The sequence below is a fragment of the Rhizobium grahamii genome (assembly GCF_009498215.1).
Lineage (GTDB): Bacteria > Pseudomonadota > Alphaproteobacteria > Rhizobiales > Rhizobiaceae > Rhizobium > Rhizobium grahamii_A.
The window spans coordinates 3,046,974-3,065,302 of sequence record NZ_CP043498.1 but is presented as its reverse complement, the minus strand read 5'-3'; the positions used below and the strand labels follow the sequence as shown (position 1 = coordinate 3,065,302).

Sequence of the window (18,329 nt, the reverse complement as noted above, 5' to 3'; positions counted from 1 at the left end):
CGCGTGTCTCGGAGAATGAAATGACGACAAGAACGCCCCTGCGCCTGCCATCCCTGAAGCTGATCGGGATCGCGGCCGTCGCAGGCATTATTGCCGGTGCGGCAGCGGTTTACATCAGGGAAGCCGGGTCTGGCAATGGCGGGACGCAAACAGCATCGGGCGAATGCGCGGCGACGAAGGAGATCGCCACGAAGATTGCGCCGTTGCTCAAGGGACAGGTGGCGGCGATGGTTGCTCCTGACCAGCACCGGAAACTCACCACGATTGCTTTCAAGGGCCCCGATGGTCAGCCGATGACGCTCGACAGCTTTGCCGGCAAGACAGTGCTGTTCAATCTCTGGGCGACGTGGTGCGTGCCCTGCCGTGAGGAGATGCCGGCGCTGAACGCGCTCGAGAAGGAGCTTGGCAGCGACAAGTTCCAGGTCGTGCCGGTTAACATCGACACGGGAGACGACGAGAAGCCGAAGACATTCCTCAGCGAAACCGGGGTCGATGCACTGAAGCTTTATCGTGACAATACGATCGGGGTGTTCAACAACCTGAAAAAGGAAGGCCTTGCCTTCGGTCTGCCGGTGACACTGCTGATCGACGGCAAGGGCTGCCTGATCTCCGCGATGAATGGGCCTGCTGCCTGGGACAGCGAGGATGCCAAGGCTCTGATCAAGGGTGCGGTGGGGACGTGAGGAAGCTCCCTGTCGACCGGCCATTGCCGGTTTGCGGCCCGGCACTACTTTAGCCGACGAAGACGTTATCGCCTAAGAAGCCAGGACCGGCTCGGAAGGCGAACGGTCCTGTAGACGAAGCATATGCTACATCGTAGGAGGCGGAGATGGCAATCTCACGTAGGCAGGCAGAGCGTTTGCTGACGGCAGACGAGTGGCAACTGGTTCAAAAGTCTCATCACCCGGCGATACAGACCCTGTCCGACGCGGACCTCTCGGATCTCGCCAAGCGCATACGGGAGAGGCGCGACCGCGCGCAGAGCGAAGCCCACAGGCAACGCAGGGAAATCAGGGGAAAGGCCGATCCGAAAGGCACCAAGGCGGTCAGCAAGGACACCGGCACCAGAGCCAAGCTTGAAGTTCTGGCGATGGGTGTACGCAGCGTAAACACCGAGCAATCCCGCCGCAGCCGCATGCGCGACAAAATCCGGATGGTTGAGAATATGCGCGCCGCGTTGGCACGCAGGAAAGAAGCAAAAGCCGAGCACGACGCGTCGTTCAACGCGCGCCACGCACATGCAGGCATGCATGCGATTGAAAATTCAAAACCCAAAAATCTGGTCCGGCCGATGGAACGCGGCCGATTGCGGAAGGCCGGGGCTGTGTCACAGGCAAAACGCGACGCTCGCAATCCATGAAGGCTTAATGCGCCAAAGCTTCGGTGGTCCTCCTGACGTAATAGGCAGGAGTGTTCCTAGCGCGTCGGTACCGGCACTTCGCCGCGGTAATCATAGAAGCCGCGGCCGGATTTGCGGCCGAGCCAGCCGGCTTCTACGTATTTCACCAGAAGCGGGCAGGGGCGGTATTTGGAGTCGGCCAGGCCATCATGCAGCACCTGCATGATCGACAGGCAGGTGTCGAGGCCGATAAAGTCCGCAAGCTGCAGCGGGCCCATCGGATGGTTGGCGCCGAGCTTCATGGCGGTATCGATCGCGTCAACTGTGCCGACGCCTTCGTAGAGCGTGTAGATTGCCTCGTTGATCATCGGCAGCAGAATGCGGTTGACGATGAAGGCGGGGAAGTCTTCGGCGACGGTTACCGTCTTTTCCAAAGAGGCAACGAATTCCTTGGCGGCCGAGAAGGTGCCTTCCTCGGTCGCGATCCCGCGCACGAGTTCCACCAGTTTCATCACTGGCACCGGATTCATGAAATGGATGCCCATGAAACGCTCCGGCCGGTCCGTCGAGGAGGCGAGGCGGGTGATGGAGAGCGAAGAGGTGTTTGTGGCAAGGATCGCTTCCGGCTTCAGGACCGGGCAGACGAGCGAGTAGATCTTGCGCTTGACGCTTTCGTCCTCGGTCGCGGCCTCGATCACGAGATCGGAGGCGGCGAGGTCGTTGACATCGGACGAACCAGATATGAGCGCGAGCGTGTCGGTGCGCTGCTCGTCCGTCATCTTGCCGCTCGTGACGTTGCGGGCGAGGTTGCCGTTGATGGTGGCCAGGCCGTGCTGGACGCGCTCATCGGACAGATCGTAGATCTGGACCTTGTAGCCGGCCGATGCCGAAACCTGTGCGATGCCGCAACCCATCTGGCCCGCGCCGATGATACCAATCGTCTTCAACACCGCACTCATCTCCAAGCCCCCGCACGGCAACGCCCCCGCATCGCCGCATTTTTCTAACAAAACTGCCGGGCAAATGATCGCCCGGCAGAAGTAGTAGCCCCTAAAAAGATAATTTTCCAGTCATTCGCAAGTGCGAAAAACCGGCATGTTGGCGATCAAAGCGCCTTTTCAAGTTCCGGCAGGACGTCGAAGAGGTCCGCGACGAGGCCGTAGTCGGCAACCTGGAAGATCGGCGCCTCTTCGTCCTTGTTGATGGCGACGATGACCTTCGAGTCCTTCATGCCGGCAAGATGCTGGATGGCGCCCGAGATGCCGCAGGCGATGTAGAGATCGGGAGCAACCACCTTGCCAGTTTGCCCGACCTGCCAGTCGTTCGGCGCATAGCCGGCATCGACAGCTGCACGGCTTGCGCCAACGGCGGCACCGAGCTTGTCGGCGACCGGCAGGATGACCTCCTGGAACTTCTCGGCGGAGCCGAGCGCGCGACCGCCTGAGATGATGATCTTCGCGGACGTCAGCTCCGGACGGTCGGAGGCCGACAGCGCGTCCTTGACGAAGGTGGAAACGCCCGGGTCGGACGCAGCCGAGATCGCCTCGACAGGCGCGGAGCCGCCTTCTGATGTTGCTGCAAAGGAGGCCGTGCGCACGGTGATAACCTTCTTGGCGTCGGTCGATTGCACCGTCTGGATCGCGTTGCCGGCATAGATCGGACGCTTGAAGGTGTCTGCAGAGACGACTTCAATGATTTCCGAGACCTGGGCAACGTCGAGCAGGGCTGCGACGCGCGGCAGGACGTTCTTGCCGGTGGAGGTGGCGGCGGCGATGATCGTGTCGTAGCCGGCAGCCAGCGAGACGATCAGGGCAGACAGCGGCTCGGCGAGATTGTTGGCGAGGCTTGCATCCTCGGCAACCAGCACCTTGGAAACGCCAGATAGCTTGGCTGCCTGTTCGGCCGCCGCCTTGGCGCCCTTGCCTGATACCAGCACATGCACGTCGCCGCCGATCTTGGAAGCTGCCGTCAGTGTCTTGGCGGTCTGGTCGGAAAGGTGGTTGTTGTCGTGGTCAGCCAGAAGAAGAATGGCCATGGATAGATCTCCCTTTCTCGAACCTTAGAGGACGCCGGCTTCGGACTTGAGCTTGTCGACGAGCTCTGCGACCGACGCGACCTTGACGCCTGCCTTGCGGCCTGATGGTTCCTCGGTCTTCAGCACCTTGAGGCGCGGCGCCGTGGAAACGCCGAAGTCAGCCGGGCTCTTCTTGTCGAGCGGCTTCTTCTTCGCCTTCATGATGTTTGGCAGCGAGGCATAGCGTGGCTCGTTGAGGCGCAGATCGGTGGTGACCACAGCCGGAAGCTTGATCTCGATTGTCTGCAGGCCGCCATCGACTTCGCGTGTCACCTGAGCCTTGCCGTCACCGATCTCGATCTTCGAGGCGAAGGTCGCCTGGGCGGAGCCGAGCAGGGCTGCCAGCATCTGGCCGGTCTGGTTCGAGTCGTCATCGATCGCCTGTTTGCCGACGATGATCAGGCCCGGCTGTTCGACGTCGGCGACACCCTTGAGGATCTTGGCAACGGCCAGCGGCTCGACGGCATCGTCGGTCTCGACGAGAATGGCACGGTCGGCACCCATGGCGAGCGCGGTGCGCAGCGTCTCTTCGGCCTTGGCGGGACCGATCGAGACGACCACCACTTCCTCGGCCTTGCCGGCCTCCTTCAGCCGCAGTGCTTCCTCCACCGAGATCTCGTCGAAGGGGTTCATCGACATCTTGACGTTCGCGAGCTCAACGCCTGTGCCATCGGCCTTCACGCGGATCTTCACGTTGTAATCAACAACCCGCTTTACGGGGACGAGGATTTTCATGGGGGTCCTTCCTTCAACTCTTTCGCCAAGAAAATGCGCGTTTCGGCGCCGCTCCGATTGTCGAATGGCGACATGGATACGCGTTTTTCCTCCAAACACAACGCTTGCCCGTCGCAGACAGGCAAATTGATTCCTGATTATCTAACGTTTACGTTCACGTCAATATTCGGATGGTGGCTTGTCCCAGGGAAGGCGCGGACGCGGCTGACGTCCCGGAATGAAAATCATCGTCGGATTGGGCTTCTGCTGATCGTGCACGGCCCGAGGCATCACCACCTGTCGGTCGAACAGGGGAACACCGCGCCGACGCATGACCACCACGAGAAGCGCGCCGGCGACGATGCCGCCGACATGGGCTCCCCACGATACGTTGCCGTCAGGTTCGATCGCCAGCATGACGAACTGCTGGCCAATCCAGATCACCAGTGGAACGAAGGCCGGCAACGGTATCGGCACGCGCATGAAGACGAGCACCCAGACGCGCACGCGCGGGTGCAGGATGACATAAGCGGCGATGACGCCCGAGATCGCCCCGGATGCGCCGATCAGCGGCGATTCGGACGTCTCGCCGATAAAACCATGAAAGAGCGCGCCGGATATCGCGCAGAGCAAATAGAACAGCAGAAAACGAACATGCCCCATCGCGTCTTCGACGTTATCCCCGAATACCCAGAGGAACAGCATGTTCGAGGCAAGATGCCAGAAGCTGGAATGGACGAAGGCATAGGTGACGTAGGTCAGCGGTTCGGGAACGAGGGCGAGGGCGGGCTCGAGTGTCGCATGATGAAAGGCGACCGCCGGAATATAGCCGAGACCGACGAAGGCGGCCTGAGATACGGTTTCGCTGGCGACGACGCCGGTGAAGAGCCAAACGGCCACGTTTGCCACTATCAGCGTCAAGGTCACCCACTGAAGCTTTATGTATTTAAGCGTATTGGCATCGTGCAGCGGTATGAACAAGACGGCCCCCGGTATTTGCCCTTGCGAAGCGAGCTTAGCGATTCTTGCCCGGAACCCAAAGAACATCCGCATGGCCGCGGTCATTGGCATGGCGGGCGGCGACGAACAGGAAATCGGAGAGCCGGTTTACGTACTGAAGCGCGGCGTCGCTGACGACCTCGCCTTCGGTGCGCGCAAGCGAGACCATCAGCCGCTCTGCGCGGCGCGTGATCGTGCGGGCGAGATGCAGGTGGGCGGCGGCTGAGTGGCCGCCCGGCAGGACAAAGGACTTCAGCGGCTGCAGATCGGCGTTCAATTGATCGATATCGCGCTCTAGCCGGGACACCTGGGTCTCGATGATGCGCAGCGGCTCGTAGGCCGGTGTCTCGCCGGTATCGGGCGTTGCCAGGTCGGCGCCGAGATCGAAGAGATCGTTCTGGATCAGGTTCAGCATCGTATCGAGAATGGGCATTCCCTGCATATGAAGGCGCGCGATGCCGATTGCCGAGTTCGCCTCGTCGATCGTGCCATAGGCTTCCACCCGCAGGTCGCTCTTCAGGCGTCGTGCGCCGGAGACCAAAGCGGTCGTGCCGTCATCCCCGGTCTTCGTGTAGATCTTGTTCAGCTTGACCATGCATTCCCCCTTTGCGCGAAAATCAGGTCGGGCGCCCGCCGCCGGTCAGCCAGAGCGTGAGCATGATCAGAAAGATGGCTATCGCCTGCAGCAGGACGCGCAGCTGCATGAGCTTGTTGGACAGATTGGCGTCGCCACCCTTCATCATGTTGAAGAGGCCGCGTATCAGGACAAGAGCGACGATCGCCATGACGATGATGGCGAGAATGTAAGTGACCGTAGACATTTTCTTGCTTTCCTGGTCAGTCTACCCAGCGCATCAGGCGGTAGAAAAGGTCTGCTGGCAGTAGCCTCTTCAACATCATGCCCTGCTTTGCCGGCGTGGTTACGGGATAATGTGGCTTGGGCCGGCGTGAGTTCAATGCGTGCTTCAAGACAGCGTAAACCGCATCCGGACCGAGCTTGTGTCGGTTAGGTGCCCCCGATCCGTCAAGACGCGCAAGCTGCCGGCGATAATCTGCCGCATGCACGGAGTTACCGACGTCGATATTCTCGTTGATCTTGGCAAGTGCGTTGGCGGTGAAACGCGAGGTGATCGGCCCCGGCTCGATCAAACTGACGTGAATGCCGCTTCCCTCCAGCTCCATCCGGAGCGTCACGCTCAACCCTTCGACTGCAAACTTGGAAGCGGTGTAGGCACCGCGATATCTATAGGGAACGATGCCGAGAATCGACGAGCACTGGACGATGCGACCGTGCCCCTGCTTGCGCATCAGCGGGATGATCCGCCGCGTCAGCTCGTGCCATCCGAAAACATTGGTCTCGAACTGTTCCCTGAGGACCTCCGTCCTGATGTCTTCGACGGCTCCGGGTTGCCCATAGGCGCCGTTGTTGAAGAGTGCATCGATCTTGCCGCCGCTTGCTGCCGTTACTTCGTCCATGAAGTCGGCGATCGACTGGGGGTTGGCATAGTCCATGCGAAAGGCTTCGATGCCGTCAGCCTGCAGGGAAGCAAGGTCATCAAATTTGCGGACAGTGGCAAAGACGCGCCATCCATCGCTCTTCAGGGCGCGTGCGCAATAGGCACCGATGCCGGACGAGCATCCGGTGACGATGATTGTGCGCTGATCCGCCATGGAATGATTCCTGTACAAATTCGGACTCGTTTCCCATATTCGGACTGGCGAGACAATGAAGAAAGCCGAGAGACGGAATGCTGAGAATATTTCGCATCTTCTACGATGTAGTCTACGATGCGATCTATCATTTTCTTGAGGATGACGGGTTTGCGATGGCGAGTCATGTGGCTCTGTCCAGCCTTCTCGCCGTGTTTCCGTTTCTGATCTTCGGGACGACGCTTGCGAACTTTCTCGGTGCCGACCAGTTCTCCGACCGAGCGATCCATCTGATCTTCGACACATGGCCCGAGGCGATCGCCAAGCCGCTCGTCGACCAGGTGATCCAGGTTCTGACGGTCCCGCGCGGCGGGCTGCTGACGGTGTCGGTGCTTGCCGCAGCCTACTTCGCCTCGAACGGCGTCGAAGCGCTCAGGATTTCGCTTAACCGCGCCTATCGCGTGCAGGAAACCCGTCCCTGGTACATCACACGCCTCGCCAGCCTCGGCTATGTGCTGATCGCGGTCGTCATCTTTGCGGCGGTCAGTATCCTGCTCGTGGCGGTTCCCCTCGCGCTCGACTATGCGCGCCGGTGGTTTCCGCTGTTTGCCGATACGCTCGATGTCGTCTTCAGCTGGCGTGTCTATGGAACCCTGTTCATGCTGACCGTCGGCCTCTTCGTCGTGCATCTGTGGCTGCCCGCCGGTCGACGACGCGTCTTCGACGTCCTGCCGGGGGTGCTGGTGACCTTGCTGTTCTGGCTGATTGGTGCGCTGATCTTCGCCTACTATCTGGCGACCTTCGCCAACTATACCGCCACCTATGCCGGTCTGGCCTCGGTGATGATCGTGCTCATCTTTCTCTACATGATCGGCGTGATCTTCATCATCGGTGCGGAAATCAACGCGGCACTCCTGAAATTCCGCGTTCGCGCGATCTTCAAGCACAATTTCCTGAGCGGTCAGGGCAAGACGTCAAAGCCCGACAAGTTTGCGGATATCGGCCGCTGAGAAGCCGCGCTCGCACAGTGCCGATAGCCCGGTATCGCCACGGCTCTTGGAGAGCTTGCGGCCGTCGCTGTCGGTGACCAGCCTGTGATGGTGGTAGATCGGTGTGGGCAGGTCGAGCAGGACCTGCAGGAGCCGATGCACGGCGGTCGAGTGGAAGAGGTCGAGGCCGCGAACGACATGGGTAACGCCTTGCAGCGCATCATCCAGCACCACCGACAGATGATAGCTCGAGGGCGCATCGGAGCGCGACAGGATGACATCGCCCCAGGCTCGCGGGTCGGCCGCTACCCTACCTCGGTCGCCGTCACCGGTTTCATCCCAGAAGAGCGGTGCGTCCAGTTCCTCCATCGCTCTTCGCATGTCGAGACGCCAAGCGTGCTTGAGGCCTGAGGCTAGCAATTCGCGCCGCTCGGATGCCGTTCGCCTGAGGTCGTCGTCCGGGTAAAGCGGAGAGCCGTCGGGATCGCGCGGCCACGGTTGCCCTTCTGCTTCTGTCGCGGCGACGTACGCGCGGATTTCTCCACGGGTCATGAACGAGGGATAGACGAGGCCTCTTGCGATCAGAGTGTCGAGCGAGGCCTGATATTCAGCGAGATGTTCGGATTGACGCCGCACCGGCCGCTCCCAGCCTATGCCGAGCCATTCGAGGTCCGCGTAGATGCCGGCTTCGAATTCGGGTGTGCAACGGGTGAGATCTATGTCCTCTATCCGCAAAAGCAGGCGCCCGGACAAGGATGTCGCCATGTGCTGGTTCAGAAGGGCGGAGAGCGCGTGGCCAAGATGAAGCGGCCCGTTCGGGCTCGGCGCAAAACGAAAGACGGAGCTTTGACGAGGAATCGCGGACATGCTTTCTTCTGCCACGGATTCGAGGAGATCGCGAGGAAGCATGCAGATCATCCGTAACGACGCGGATGTGCGGCAGGGATTGGAGCAGTTGCTGTTGCTCGACCCGCGGCTTGTTCCGGTTGCTGAACACGCCGGTCCCATTCCGCTTCGCTTGCGGGAGCGTGGTTTCGAGGGGCTTGCCCATATCATCGTGTCGCAAATGGTTTCGCGGGCAAGCGCCAATGCGATCTGGCGGCGCATGCTGCAGGCAAACGAACCGCTGACGCCCGAGGCCTATCTTCTGCTTCATCCCGACGCTTGGCGAGAGTTCGGCCTATCGCGTGCCAAGGCGGATACCTTGTCACGGATTGCCGGGGCTGCGGCGACAGGCGAGCTCGATCTCGAGGGGCTTTCGGAGTTGCCAGCGGCCGAAGCGCGCGCGGCACTGACCGCGCTCAAGGGCGTTGGGCCATGGACCGCGGAGGTCTATCTGATGTTCTGCGAGGGGCATGCCGACATCTTTCCGGCCGGTGACGTGGCCCTTCAGAATGCGGTAGCTGCGGCATTCGGTCTCGCTCAGCGTCCGACGGCGAAAGAATTGGCGGTGTTGGCCGAGGTTTGGTCTCCCTGGCGGTCAGTGGCTTCCCGGCTTTTTTGGGCCTATTATGCCGTAAAGCTCGGGCGCGGCGTGCTGCCCGTCGAGTGACTGCGGTCACTTTCTTCAATCCGCCTTACGGGCTGAATATATTGGACTTCACAATGCCGTCACAACCGGCCTAATATAAGGATGCAGATGCCGAATCGATCAGGAGAGTCCCTTGACGATTGCAGTCTCCCCACAGGCCCTGCCCGCGCTCGTTCTGAACGCTGACTATAGGCCTTTAAGTTATTATCCCTTGTCGCTCTGGTCCTGGCAGGACGCGATCAAGGCGGTATTTCTTGACCGCGTGAATATCATCGCGGAGTACGAACACTCGGTTTCTTCTCCGAGCTTTTCGATGCGGCTTCCGAGTGTCGTGTGCCTCAAGACCTACGTTCAGCCGTCCCGTAATCCCGCCTTCACGCGCTTCAACGTCTTCCTCAGAGACAAGTTCGAGTGCCAGTATTGCGGCGAACACGATGATCTGACCTTCGACCATGTCATTCCGCGCGCCCATGGCGGCGAAACGACGTGGGAAAACGTGGTGGCGGCATGCTCTCCCTGCAATCTCAGAAAAGGCAGCAAGCTGCCGAAGCAGGCCGGGATGTTCCCGAACCAGAAGCCTTATCCGCCGACGGTTCAGGATCTGCACAATAACGGCCGGCTTTTCCCGCCCAACTATCTGCACGACAGCTGGCTCGACTATCTCTACTGGGATAGCGAACTGCAGCCTTAGCAGCCCGCTCTATCGCTCAGGCCGATTTGCGCACGCCGACAAAGGCGACGGCCGCAAGGACAAGGCTTGCGATTACGTTCCATCCAGCGAAGGAAAGGCCGAGCACGCGCAGCGCCGCGTCCGTGCAGGATGGTCCCTTGATGGTGTTGAGTTCGGTCAGCAGGTCGCCGGCATTCTGCGTCATGCTGCCGGCGCTGGTGGAGCAGGTCGTCGGCCCCGGCCAGAAGTGCCATTCCACGCCGGAGTGATAGACGCCCATGCCGGCGCCAACGATCATCAGAAGGCCGCCGGCGAGAAGGAAGGTGCGGCCGATCCAGTTCGGCAGGCCGAACGCCGAGGAGAGCGCGCCAATAAGGACGATCGGAATGCCGTAGTAATAGGGCTGGCGTTGCATCAAGCAAAGCGCGCAGGGAATATAGCCGCCTATATACTGGAAGCCGAGCGCTGAGCCGACGACGACAGCCATGCCGAGCGCCAGCAGGACCGAGTAGAGGAAAGCCGGTCGGGTAAGCGAGAAGGAGGCGGTCATGCAGGGCTCCGAAGCGTTTTAGGGGGCAAGCAGTTTGTAGGCCAGGCCAAGGGCGATCAGGATCGCCGCGATAACGGCCGCGATCTGGCCCAGGCGCTTTTCGATGAAGTGGCGGATCGGCTCGCCATAGCGGCGCAGTAGCCAGGCAAGCACCAGGAAGCGCGCGCCACGGGCGATGATCGCGGAAACCACGAAGAACCAGAGATTCATATGAATGACGCCGGCAAGAATCGTCACGATCTTGATCGGCGGAAGATGGGCGAAGCCCGATGTCACGAGAAGAAGAAGCAGGATCTCCCACTCGTCGTGAATGTAGAGGCGGAGATGCTCGAAGGCATCCAGCTTGCCGTAGAATTCGAGCACCGGGCGGGCAACGGCATCATAGGCATAGTAGCCGAGCGTCCAGCCGGCGATGCCGCCAAGGACCGAAGCGATTGTCGCAACGAGGGCGTAGCGGTAGGAACGCTCCGGCTTTGCGAGCGCCATGGGGAGAAACAGGACATCGGCCGGCACCAGAAAGACGGAGCTTTCGACGAAGGCGATAACGGCGAGCCAGACTTCCGCCGATTTGCGGGCAGCGAGAGACATGGTCCAGTCGTAAAGTCTGCGAAGCATTCCGGTCCTTTCCGTTTGGTGCATGAGCTTTATGGGTGGCATGGCCGCGTGTAAATGCTTGCTGTGTCGTTCATGCGGCAGCGCCGAGCAAAATTCTTCGTGATTGACAGCGCTTAGGAGTCGACCCTGGACGGCTCGCGATCATTCTGGCGCATGACATTTCTCGCGGTCCGCGCACGGGCCATTTCCGTGACGGCCTGGCGCAGCGCTGGATGCTTTGCCGTGAACATGTTGAAATCGCGCCGTTCCAGCACGAGGAACTGACAGAAATCGGTGGCAACGACGTCGGCTGTGCGGCGTCCGCCGCTTAGCAGCGCCATCTCGCCGAAGAACGATCCCGGCTCGAGTTTGATGTCCTCTTCTGCAAGCTGGACCTCGACGGTGCCGAAGGACAGGAAATACATGCCGTCGCCGCGATCGCCTTTACGGATCACGCGCTGGCCTGGCAGCGCCGATTTCGGCCTGAAGAGCAGCAGCAATTCTTCCTGCGAATCCTCATCCACCTTGGCGAAAAGCGGGAAGGTTTCGATGAGTTCCTGCATTTCCAGCTGGTGCTCGCGCTCGCGTGCTTCGTTGATCGCGCGGGTGCGCTCCAGCTCTCGGCTGAGGACTTCATACTTGCGATGGCCGAAACGGGCGCATAGCGCTGCCCACCTGTGGTGGACATGTCCGTGCAGTGCTTCGGCGCCGACGCAGATGAGCGGATTGAGGATGATCGAGATGATGGCCGCCGCCAGGATGATGGCTTGGCCATCTGCCGGAAGCAGGCCGAGCGAGACGCCGAGCGCGGCAAGGATGAACGAGAATTCGCCGATCTGCGCCAGGCCGCCCGCCACAGTCAGGCCCATGCCGATCGGGTAACGCAGCAGGACAACGACGGCAAAGGAGATGATCGACTTGCCGACGACGATGAGGGCTATGGCGGCGGCGACGGCCAGCGGTTCGCGTACAAGGATCGACGGATCGAACAGCATGCCGACTGACACGAAAAACAGCACCGAAAAGGCGTTCTGAAGCGGCAACGAGTCGGCCGCGGCGCGATGGCTGAGATGGGATTCGCTCATGATGACGCCCGCGAAGAAGGCGCCGAGCGCGAAGGACACACCGAATATCTGCGCCGATCCGAACGCGATGCCGAGCGCGATCGCCAGGACCGTCAGCGTGAAGAGTTCGCGCGATCCCGTGCGTGCAACAAGTGTCAGCAGCCAGGGAACGACCTTGGGGCCGAGGAAGATCGCCATCATGGCGAAGGCGCCGACCTTGAGCAGCGTCAGGACGATGCTGAGCCAGAGGGGCAGCCCCGCACCGTGAGCGGCACTTTCGGCCGCATGCCCGCCAAGAAACTCTGCAAGCGCTGGCAGAAGAACCAGCGCCAGAACCATGACGAGATCTTCAACGATCAGCCACCCGACGGCGACGCGTCCGCTCGCCTGATCAAGAAGATTGTGTTCCTCGAGCGCCTTCAGAAGCACGACCGTGCTCGCCACCGAGAGGCTGAGGCCGAAGACGATGCCGGCGCCGAGCCCCCATCCCCACCATTCCGCTAGCCCGATGCCGAACAGCGTCGCGATCACGATCTGGGCGATGGCACCGGGGATGGCAATGCCGCGCACCGCGAGTAGGTCGGCGGTCGAAAAGTGCAGGCCGACACCGAACATCAGCAGGATAACGCCCATTTCCGCGAGCTGGCTGGCAAGGCTGCTATCGGCAATGAAGCCCGGCGTTACAGGCCCCAACGCAATCCCCGCCACAAGATATCCGACAAGCGGCGGCAGCCGCAGGCGGTCGGCGATGTAGCCGAAGATGGCCGCACAGACAAAGCTGACGGCTACGGTGGCGATAAGCGTTACTTCCTGATGCACGTGCTCGCATTCCCTCGTTTTGCGGGCGTCACTTTGACTGAAGTAAGAGTAAAATTAAACAGATGATTTGCGGTAGGTGGTGGAGTACAGGTGACTCATCTCCGCCGAGATATGGACGGGCCGGAGATTGGAAAGTGCGCGGCATTTTCGTTATCTTCTACAACCATCTATGGCAGAGCTCAGGGCTGCTTGTCGCTGACCGTTTCAAGAGACTAGAGTTCGATCGAACGCTATAGCGCTTCGATGGAGCTTCAAATGCCGCACCAGATAAAAGACGCCGCCCAACGGAAGCTCGCCTTTAGAGGTTATCCGAAAGTGCTTCTTGATCGGCCGAAGTTAGCTGCCTTGATTGGAGCCATGGCTGCAAATTGGGGGGAAATCGACGAAACAATCAAGTTTCTGTTTGGCGCGGCAGCCCACAGCGACCACCAGAATGGTGGTTTAACCATCGACCCAATAGCTGGCGTCGTCTTCGGTTCTATTGAGCACCTCGGCCTTGCTACACGCCTTGACGTGATCAAAGCGATCATCCCGTGTCGGCTGGGTCGCGAGTACGTTGCGGAATTTTCGGACATTGCTGCTGAAATCAGAAAACGAAATCCCGAGCGAAACGATGTCATTCATGCGTCGTGGAATATCTGTGACGAGTACCCTGACGATCTCATACTTTTGCGTGATGGGCAGCCATATCGATACACTTTCGCTGATCTTAATGATCGGCTGGAGCGGGCTGTCGCTACCCGAAATCGCCTTTGGGATTTTGCCATTAAGGTAGCGAACGCCCCAAAAATCGCAATAAAGTGAGTGTCAGATACTAAACTCACCACAGGTGGCGCCGCACCAGCTTTATGGAAACGACAAGCTGTGAGATAACGCAGTCGCTTCGACCGGAACAAAAATCGGTCAGATTTGTCCCACGCATTTTCGGGTTGAAAAATGTGGGACAAAAACAGCGATTTTATATAGCAAAATCAACTGTCGCAGTAAGGAGGTGGTGCCCCATGCCGGAGTCGAACCAGCACTTCTTTCGAAACTCGATTTTGAGTCGAGCGCGTCTACCAATTCCGCCAATGGGGCAACGGATACCGACGAGGCGGGTGTCTAGCATGCGTTCGCCCGCGCGCGCAAGACGGCGGGCGAAGTTCTCGGCTTGATTTATTGCGGCTTTCCGGCCCTTGCTGGCCGGAAGCGCCAGGTATTAGTGGGCGGCGGCTGCGGCCGGCTGATGGATGCCCGATTTCTTGAGCGTGATCGCCAGGATCGAGGCCAGCAGGCAGAAGGCGCCGGCGATGAAGAAGGCCGGAAGATAGCTCTGCAGCTCCGTCCGCGACCAGCCGGCGCCATAGGCAGCGGTTGCCGCTCCGAGTTGGTGGCCGGCGAAGACCCAGCCGAATACGAGGCCGGCCTTTTCGCGGCCGAAGCGATCGGCGGCGATCTTGACTGTCGGCGGCACGGTGGCGATCCAGTCGAGGCCATAGAAGACGGCGAAGATCGACAGGCCGTAGAAGCTGAAATCGCTGAAGGGCAGGAAGAGCAGCGAGAGCCCGCGCAGGCCGTAGTACCAGAACAGCAGCCAGCGATTGTCGAAACGGTCGGACAGCCAGCCGGAGCCGATCGTGCCGAAGAAATCGAAGATGCCCATGACGGCTAGAACGCTCGCAGCCGCGACAGGGACGATGCCGAAGTCGCCGCAAAGGGTGACGAAATGCGTCTGAATCAGGCCGTTGGTGCTCAGCCCGCAGATGAAGAAGGTGGCAAACAGGATCCAGAAGGTCGAGGTGCGGGAGATTTCCTTGAGAACGATGATCGGGGTTGCGAGCATCGTCAGCAGGCCTCCCTGCGGCGGGATGTGCGGCGTCACCTGCTCGTCACCGAAGGCCGGGAGATTAAGGTCGGAGGGGCGGTCACGCATGAAGGCCAGTACCAGAAGGGCTGCAACCATGATCATGCCGCAGACGAAAAAGACCGTCGCGCGCCATCCGTAGCTTTCCGTCAGCTGCGCCATGAACGGCAGGAAGACCAGCTGGCCGGTGGCGGAACTGGCCGAGAGCATGCCGACGACCAGCCCACGATGCTTGGTGAACCAGCGGGCAGAAACGGTCGCTGCGAGAACCATCGCGGTCAGTCCGGTGCCGAAGCCGACGACGACGCCCCAGAGCAATAGCAGCTGCCAAAGCTCGGTCATGAACAAGGAGCCAACGAAACCGCTGGCGATCAGGATCATGGCAAAGACGATGACCTTGCGGACGCCGAAATAGTTCATGAAGGCGGCGGAGAACGGCCCCATGAGGCCGAAGAGGATCAGACGGACGGCAAGTGCCGAGGATATCTGCGAGGTTTCCCAGCCGAACTCATCCTGAAGCGGCTTGATGAGGACACCCGGCGCGCCCATGGCGCCGGCGGTCACCAGCATGGTGATGAAGGTTGCCGCGACGACGACCCATCCGTAGTGGATGTTGCGTCGCGCCAGCGTTGAGGCAAGTGCAGTGGATACCATGTGGCCGTTCCGTATTGAGGTTTGCCGGAGACTATCGAAAGCTTTTAGATGACGATCATCATAATTGTTGCGTATTGATGATGGACATCATATAAATTGTCAAGCAACGAATTGCGGAGAAGCGAATGCGGGTTAGCCGAGAGAAATTTGCCGAAAATCGCGAGAAGATCCTGCAGGTTGCGGGGGTGCTGTTTCGCGAGAAGGGCTTCGACGGTATCGGCGTTGCGGAGATAATGAAGGCTGCCGGCATGACGCATGGCGGGTTCTATGGGCATTTCGAATCAAAGGAAGACCTGGCGCTTGAGGTCAGCCGGGCGCTGATCGAAAAGGTGAAGATCCGCTGGAACGAGATCATCGCCTCGGCGCCGGGGCGACCGTTGGATGCGCTGCTCAATCACTATCTGTCGCGTTGCAGTGTCGATGATCCGGGCGGGAGCTGCGTCTTTGCCTCGCTCGCCCAAGAAGTCAGCCGCAGCCGCGGTGCGGTGCGCGAGACGTTCAATGACGGGCTTTCGATGCTCGTCGATATCCTCTCCGGCATTGTTCCCGGTGAAACGCCGAAGGAGCGTCGTGAAAAGGGATTCACGACGCTTTCAGCCATGATGGGGGCGGTCATCCTTGCGCGGGCAGTCGAGAGCCGTGAGCTTTCGGACAGTTTTCTCTATACGACGCGCGACGCGCTTTCCCTCGCTAACAAAGCTGATGCCTAGCATCGGCCCGAAAATCGGAATCGATTTTCGGAAAGCCTGATGCGTAGATTCAACAAGATAGAGCGTCCTTTGTGCGTCCTTGAGGACGCACGGCGCTCTAGCTTCGACGGGCGATCAGGCCACCGATCTCCACGATCTCCGCGAAGATGCCCTCGGGCGAAAGCTTTGCGAGCGTCTCACGCAGGGCGGCCTCGAAGGCTGCAGACTTGTCGCCAAGCGCCTGCGGCGAAGTTGCCGATGTTGAAAAGGCGCGGCCGACGATATCGTCGGGGCTGAGCTTGCGTTCCCTGATGACGGAAATCCGTTCGAGGTCGTTGAAGCGTGACTGAAGCAAGATGCCTTCATGCTCCACCCAATCCGGCCCTTTGCGCCGTTCACGATCGGCATTGCGTTCCGGCGCATAGCTTTCGGCGAGCGTGTTGACGGCCTGCCGCCAGTCTGGCGTTGAAGAAATATGCCGGTCGCCGAACAGGACGACGCAACCGCCCGGTACGGTGATATCATCGAGCGCCTTTAGCGTTGCCGGGCGATCCATCCAGTGAAACGAGCGCCCCATGACCGTCAGCTTCAGCGGTGCGAAACGCTGACCGAGATCATATGAAGAGCCTTTGACGAAGGTTACGGTTACACCGGCCGCGGCAGCGTCGGAGGCTGCAGCCTCCAGCATCTCCGGCTCGGGATCGAGGCCGGTGACATCGGCGCCGGCCAATCGCGCAAAGGCGATGCCGAGTTGGCCTGGGCCGCAGCCAAGGTCGAGCACGCGGTCGCCCGGCGCAAGACCGGTACGTTCGGAAACGTGCGCGATCAGGTCGTCGGGGTAGGGAACGCGGTAACGCGTGTAATAGGCCGCCGTGGATTGAAAGCGGCGTGCCTCGAAGGGAATGGTTGTCATCGTGGAATCCTTGAGAAAAGGCAGTCGCGTCGAAATGCCGATCCGGATGCGACGTCCGGGACCGGCTATCCTTCTGCGCGTTACCTCACTTGAAGCCTTCGACCCGGTGCGGCACGTAGGGTTCTTCAAGGGCCGCGACGTCTTCCTTTGTCAGCTTGACGGCCAAGGCCGTAACCGCGTCAGTCAGGTGGCCCGGCTTCGATGCGCCGATGATCGGGGCCGTCACTTCGCTCTTCTGGACAATCCAGGCTGTCGCGATCTGGGCACGGGAAACCCCGTATTTTTCAGCCAGCTTGCCGACAAGGCCGATAATGGCGCGATCGGCATCTTCGGCCTGCTTGTAAAGCGTTTTGCCGAATTCATCGGTTTCGCTGCGCGCCGTCTTTTCATCCCAATCGCGCGTCAGGCGACCACGAGCGAGCGGGCTCCATGGGATCACGGCGATCTTCTGGTCCGCGCAGAAGGGCAGCATTTCGCGTTCTTCTTCACGGTAGAGCAGGTTGAGATGGTCCTGCATGCTGACAAAAGGCGTCCAGCCGTTTGCGCGCGATGTGTAGAGCATCTTGGCGAACTGCCAGGCATACATCGAGGAGGCGCCGATATAGCGCGCCTTGCCGGCCTTGACGACATCGTGCAGCGCTTCCAGCGTTTCCTCGATGGAGGTCGTCGGGTCAAAGCGATGGATCTGGTAGAGATCGACATAGTCGGTGCCCAAACGGCGCAGGCTGTTGTCGATCTCGTCGAAGATCGCCTTGCGCGAGAGGCCGGCGCCGTTCGGCCCCGGTCGCATGCGGTTGAATACCTTCGTCGCGAGCACGATGTCCTCGCGCTTTGAGAAGTCCTTTATGGCGCGTCCGACGATCTCTTCCGAAGATCCGTCGGAATAGGTGTTGGCGGTATCGAGGAAGTTGATGCCGTGATCAAGCGCCTGCTTGATCAGAGCACGGCTCTCCTCCTCGCCAAGTGTCCAGCTATGATTGCCGCGGCCTGGATCGCCGAAGGTCATGCAGCCCAGGCAGATTTTCGACACTTCCAGGCCAGTGCCGCCAAATTTGACGTAATCCATGAAATTGCTCCAAACATCGAGTCGCTACCCAGCGCGCCCCTTGATCTAGCGCGGCAAACACGAAAGTGTCTGTCAGCCACACAAAAGTTTTGTGACCGCTACAGGCGCCAGTCTCTGTCTCGCGCTTGCGTATGCGGAGTTCCGGGTGTTAGCTGCTGCAGCATTTGACTG

At 60.2% G+C, this 18,329-nt stretch carries 21 protein-coding genes and 1 tRNA gene; 7 read left to right on the top strand and 15 right to left on the bottom strand.

The genetic code is table 11. The annotated features are described in order from the left end of the window. The first annotated feature begins 20 nt into the window (after positions 1-20). Both tlpA and FZ934_RS14770 read left to right on the top strand, forming a co-directional pair. Positions 21-683 carry a thiol:disulfide interchange protein TlpA gene (gene tlpA / locus FZ934_RS14775; protein ID WP_153271684.1) on the top strand — a complete coding sequence of 221 codons (663 nt, stop codon included), beginning with the start codon at positions 21-23 and terminating at the stop codon, positions 681-683. Between the two features lie 146 nt (positions 684-829). Continuing rightward, positions 830-1,360, top strand: a complete 531-nt coding sequence (locus tag FZ934_RS14770; RefSeq protein WP_153271683.1) for a hypothetical protein — start codon at positions 830-832, stop codon at positions 1,358-1,360. A gap of 56 nt (positions 1,361-1,416) precedes the next feature. On the opposite strand, the gene FZ934_RS14765 is transcribed toward FZ934_RS14770, so the two are convergent. The 7 genes from FZ934_RS14765 to FZ934_RS14735 all read right to left on the bottom strand — a co-directional run bounded on the left by FZ934_RS14765 (position 1,417) and on the right by FZ934_RS14735 (position 6,797). Then, on the bottom strand, positions 1,417-2,298 hold the full coding sequence (locus FZ934_RS14765; RefSeq protein ID WP_153271682.1) for a 3-hydroxybutyryl-CoA dehydrogenase: 882 nt from the start codon (positions 2,296-2,298) through the stop codon (positions 1,417-1,419). A 146-nt stretch (positions 2,299-2,444) separates the two neighbouring features. Then, positions 2,445-3,374 (bottom strand): electron transfer flavoprotein subunit alpha/FixB family protein, encoded by a 930-nt coding sequence (locus tag FZ934_RS14760; protein WP_153271681.1) that lies wholly within the window; start codon positions 3,372-3,374, stop codon positions 2,445-2,447. Between the two features lie 24 nt (positions 3,375-3,398). After that, positions 3,399-4,148 carry an electron transfer flavoprotein subunit beta/FixA family protein gene (locus FZ934_RS14755; protein ID WP_153271680.1) on the bottom strand — a complete coding sequence of 250 codons (750 nt, stop codon included), beginning with the start codon at positions 4,146-4,148 and terminating at the stop codon, positions 3,399-3,401. Between the two features lie 159 nt (positions 4,149-4,307). Further along, a complete protein-coding gene (locus FZ934_RS14750; protein ID WP_153271679.1) occupies positions 4,308-5,108 on the bottom strand; it encodes a rhomboid family intramembrane serine protease in 801 nt (266 codons plus the stop codon). 34 nt (positions 5,109-5,142) lie between these two features. Continuing rightward, positions 5,143-5,721: a cob(I)yrinic acid a,c-diamide adenosyltransferase gene (locus FZ934_RS14745; RefSeq protein WP_153271678.1), complete on the bottom strand. Its 579-nt coding sequence runs from the start codon at positions 5,719-5,721 to the stop codon at positions 5,143-5,145. Positions 5,722-5,743: 22 nt separating this feature from the next. After that, positions 5,744-5,947: a twin transmembrane helix small protein gene (locus tag FZ934_RS14740; RefSeq protein ID WP_113361958.1), complete on the bottom strand. Its 204-nt coding sequence runs from the start codon at positions 5,945-5,947 to the stop codon at positions 5,744-5,746. 16 nt (positions 5,948-5,963) lie between these two features. Further along, positions 5,964-6,797 (bottom strand): SDR family oxidoreductase, encoded by an 834-nt coding sequence (locus tag FZ934_RS14735; RefSeq protein ID WP_153271677.1) that lies wholly within the window; start codon positions 6,795-6,797, stop codon positions 5,964-5,966. Between the two features lie 77 nt (positions 6,798-6,874). Here FZ934_RS14735 and FZ934_RS14730 point away from each other — a divergent pair, with 77 nt between their 5' ends. Beyond that, positions 6,875-7,786, top strand: a complete 912-nt coding sequence (locus tag FZ934_RS14730; protein WP_153271676.1) for a YihY/virulence factor BrkB family protein — start codon at positions 6,875-6,877, stop codon at positions 7,784-7,786. Here the strand turns inward: FZ934_RS14730 and gluQRS are convergent. Then, entirely contained in the window at positions 7,751-8,632 is an 882-nt protein-coding gene (gluQRS, locus tag FZ934_RS14725; RefSeq protein ID WP_153271675.1) for a tRNA glutamyl-Q(34) synthetase GluQRS, read from the bottom strand. The two genes, FZ934_RS14730 and gluQRS, sit on opposite strands and share 36 nt — an antisense overlap. On the opposite strand from gluQRS, the gene FZ934_RS14720 reads away from it, so the two are divergent. Continuing rightward, on the top strand, positions 8,631-9,317 hold the full coding sequence (locus tag FZ934_RS14720) for a DNA-3-methyladenine glycosylase family protein (protein WP_153271674.1): 687 nt from the start codon (positions 8,631-8,633) through the stop codon (positions 9,315-9,317). The genes gluQRS and FZ934_RS14720 overlap by 2 nt on opposite strands. A gap of 112 nt (positions 9,318-9,429) precedes the next feature. Further along, the gene (locus FZ934_RS14715) at positions 9,430-9,987 is read left to right on the top strand and encodes an HNH endonuclease (RefSeq protein WP_056810210.1); all 558 of its coding nucleotides are present in this window, start codon (positions 9,430-9,432) and stop codon (positions 9,985-9,987) included. A gap of 16 nt (positions 9,988-10,003) precedes the next feature. Here FZ934_RS14715 and FZ934_RS14710 read toward each other — a convergent pair whose 3' ends face one another. The 3 genes from FZ934_RS14710 to FZ934_RS14700 all read right to left on the bottom strand — a co-directional run bounded on the left by FZ934_RS14710 (position 10,004) and on the right by FZ934_RS14700 (position 12,993). Beyond that, a complete protein-coding gene (locus FZ934_RS14710) occupies positions 10,004-10,516 on the bottom strand; it encodes a disulfide bond formation protein B (RefSeq protein WP_153271673.1) in 513 nt (170 codons plus the stop codon). 18 nt (positions 10,517-10,534) lie between these two features. Then, positions 10,535-11,131, bottom strand: coding sequence for a YqaA family protein (locus FZ934_RS14705; protein WP_153271672.1), 597 nt, complete (start codon positions 11,129-11,131; stop codon positions 10,535-10,537). Positions 11,132-11,244: 113 nt separating this feature from the next. Further along, positions 11,245-12,993, bottom strand: a complete 1,749-nt coding sequence (locus tag FZ934_RS14700) for a cation:proton antiporter (protein ID WP_153271671.1) — start codon at positions 12,991-12,993, stop codon at positions 11,245-11,247. A 255-nt stretch (positions 12,994-13,248) separates the two neighbouring features. On the opposite strand from FZ934_RS14700, the gene FZ934_RS14695 reads away from it, so the two are divergent. Next, positions 13,249-13,797: a hypothetical protein gene (locus tag FZ934_RS14695; protein ID WP_153271670.1), complete on the top strand. Its 549-nt coding sequence runs from the start codon at positions 13,249-13,251 to the stop codon at positions 13,795-13,797. 188 nt (positions 13,798-13,985) lie between these two features. On the opposite strand, the gene FZ934_RS14690 is transcribed toward FZ934_RS14695, so the two are convergent. Together FZ934_RS14690 and FZ934_RS14685 are read right to left on the bottom strand one after the other, a co-directional pair. Then, a tRNA-Leu gene (locus FZ934_RS14690) sits at positions 13,986-14,070 on the bottom strand. Between the two features lie 121 nt (positions 14,071-14,191). Beyond that, complete coding sequence (locus tag FZ934_RS14685) at positions 14,192-15,490, bottom strand: MFS transporter (RefSeq protein WP_153271669.1); 1,299 nt, start codon at positions 15,488-15,490, stop codon at positions 14,192-14,194. A gap of 125 nt (positions 15,491-15,615) precedes the next feature. Here FZ934_RS14685 and FZ934_RS14680 point away from each other — a divergent pair, with 125 nt between their 5' ends. After that, the gene (locus FZ934_RS14680; RefSeq protein WP_153271668.1) at positions 15,616-16,200 is read left to right on the top strand and encodes a TetR/AcrR family transcriptional regulator; all 585 of its coding nucleotides are present in this window, start codon (positions 15,616-15,618) and stop codon (positions 16,198-16,200) included. 97 nt (positions 16,201-16,297) lie between these two features. Here the strand turns inward: FZ934_RS14680 and FZ934_RS14675 are convergent, their stop codons facing one another. Both FZ934_RS14675 and FZ934_RS14670 read right to left on the bottom strand, forming a co-directional pair. After that, positions 16,298-17,092 carry a class I SAM-dependent methyltransferase gene (locus FZ934_RS14675; protein WP_153271667.1) on the bottom strand — a complete coding sequence of 265 codons (795 nt, stop codon included), beginning with the start codon at positions 17,090-17,092 and terminating at the stop codon, positions 16,298-16,300. Positions 17,093-17,177: 85 nt separating this feature from the next. Beyond that, entirely contained in the window at positions 17,178-18,158 is a 981-nt protein-coding gene (locus FZ934_RS14670; protein ID WP_153271666.1) for an aldo/keto reductase, read from the bottom strand. Positions 18,159-18,329 lie beyond the last annotated feature (171 nt).

Coding starts and splice junctions, on each gene's coding strand:
- tlpA (WP_153271684.1), top strand. CDS start 21: ATGACGACAAGAACGCCCCTGCGCCTGCCATCCCTGAAGCTGATCGGG.
- FZ934_RS14770 (WP_153271683.1), top strand. CDS start 830: ATGGCAATCTCACGTAGGCAGGCAGAGCGTTTGCTGACGGCAGACGAG.
- FZ934_RS14765 (WP_153271682.1), bottom strand. CDS start 2,298: ATGAGTGCGGTGTTGAAGACGATTGGTATCATCGGCGCGGGCCAGATG.
- FZ934_RS14760 (WP_153271681.1), bottom strand. CDS start 3,374: ATGGCCATTCTTCTTCTGGCTGACCACGACAACAACCACCTTTCCGAC.
- FZ934_RS14755 (WP_153271680.1), bottom strand. CDS start 4,148: ATGAAAATCCTCGTCCCCGTAAAGCGGGTTGTTGATTACAACGTGAAG.
- FZ934_RS14745 (WP_153271678.1), bottom strand. CDS start 5,721: ATGGTCAAGCTGAACAAGATCTACACGAAGACCGGGGATGACGGCACG.
- FZ934_RS14740 (WP_113361958.1), bottom strand. CDS start 5,947: ATGTCTACGGTCACTTACATTCTCGCCATCATCGTCATGGCGATCGTC.
- FZ934_RS14735 (WP_153271677.1), bottom strand. CDS start 6,797: ATGGCGGATCAGCGCACAATCATCGTCACCGGATGCTCGTCCGGCATC.
- FZ934_RS14730 (WP_153271676.1), top strand. CDS start 6,875: ATGCTGAGAATATTTCGCATCTTCTACGATGTAGTCTACGATGCGATC.
- FZ934_RS14720 (WP_153271674.1), top strand. CDS start 8,631: ATGCTTTCTTCTGCCACGGATTCGAGGAGATCGCGAGGAAGCATGCAG.
- gluQRS (WP_153271675.1), bottom strand. CDS start 8,632: ATGTCCGCGATTCCTCGTCAAAGCTCCGTCTTTCGTTTTGCGCCGAGC.
- FZ934_RS14710 (WP_153271673.1), bottom strand. CDS start 10,516: ATGACCGCCTCCTTCTCGCTTACCCGACCGGCTTTCCTCTACTCGGTC.
- FZ934_RS14705 (WP_153271672.1), bottom strand. CDS start 11,131: ATGCTTCGCAGACTTTACGACTGGACCATGTCTCTCGCTGCCCGCAAA.
- FZ934_RS14695 (WP_153271670.1), top strand. CDS start 13,249: ATGCCGCACCAGATAAAAGACGCCGCCCAACGGAAGCTCGCCTTTAGA.
- FZ934_RS14685 (WP_153271669.1), bottom strand. CDS start 15,490: ATGGTATCCACTGCACTTGCCTCAACGCTGGCGCGACGCAACATCCAC.
- FZ934_RS14680 (WP_153271668.1), top strand. CDS start 15,616: ATGCGGGTTAGCCGAGAGAAATTTGCCGAAAATCGCGAGAAGATCCTG.
- FZ934_RS14675 (WP_153271667.1), bottom strand. CDS start 17,092: ATGACAACCATTCCCTTCGAGGCACGCCGCTTTCAATCCACGGCGGCC.
- FZ934_RS14670 (WP_153271666.1), bottom strand. CDS start 18,158: ATGGATTACGTCAAATTTGGCGGCACTGGCCTGGAAGTGTCGAAAATC.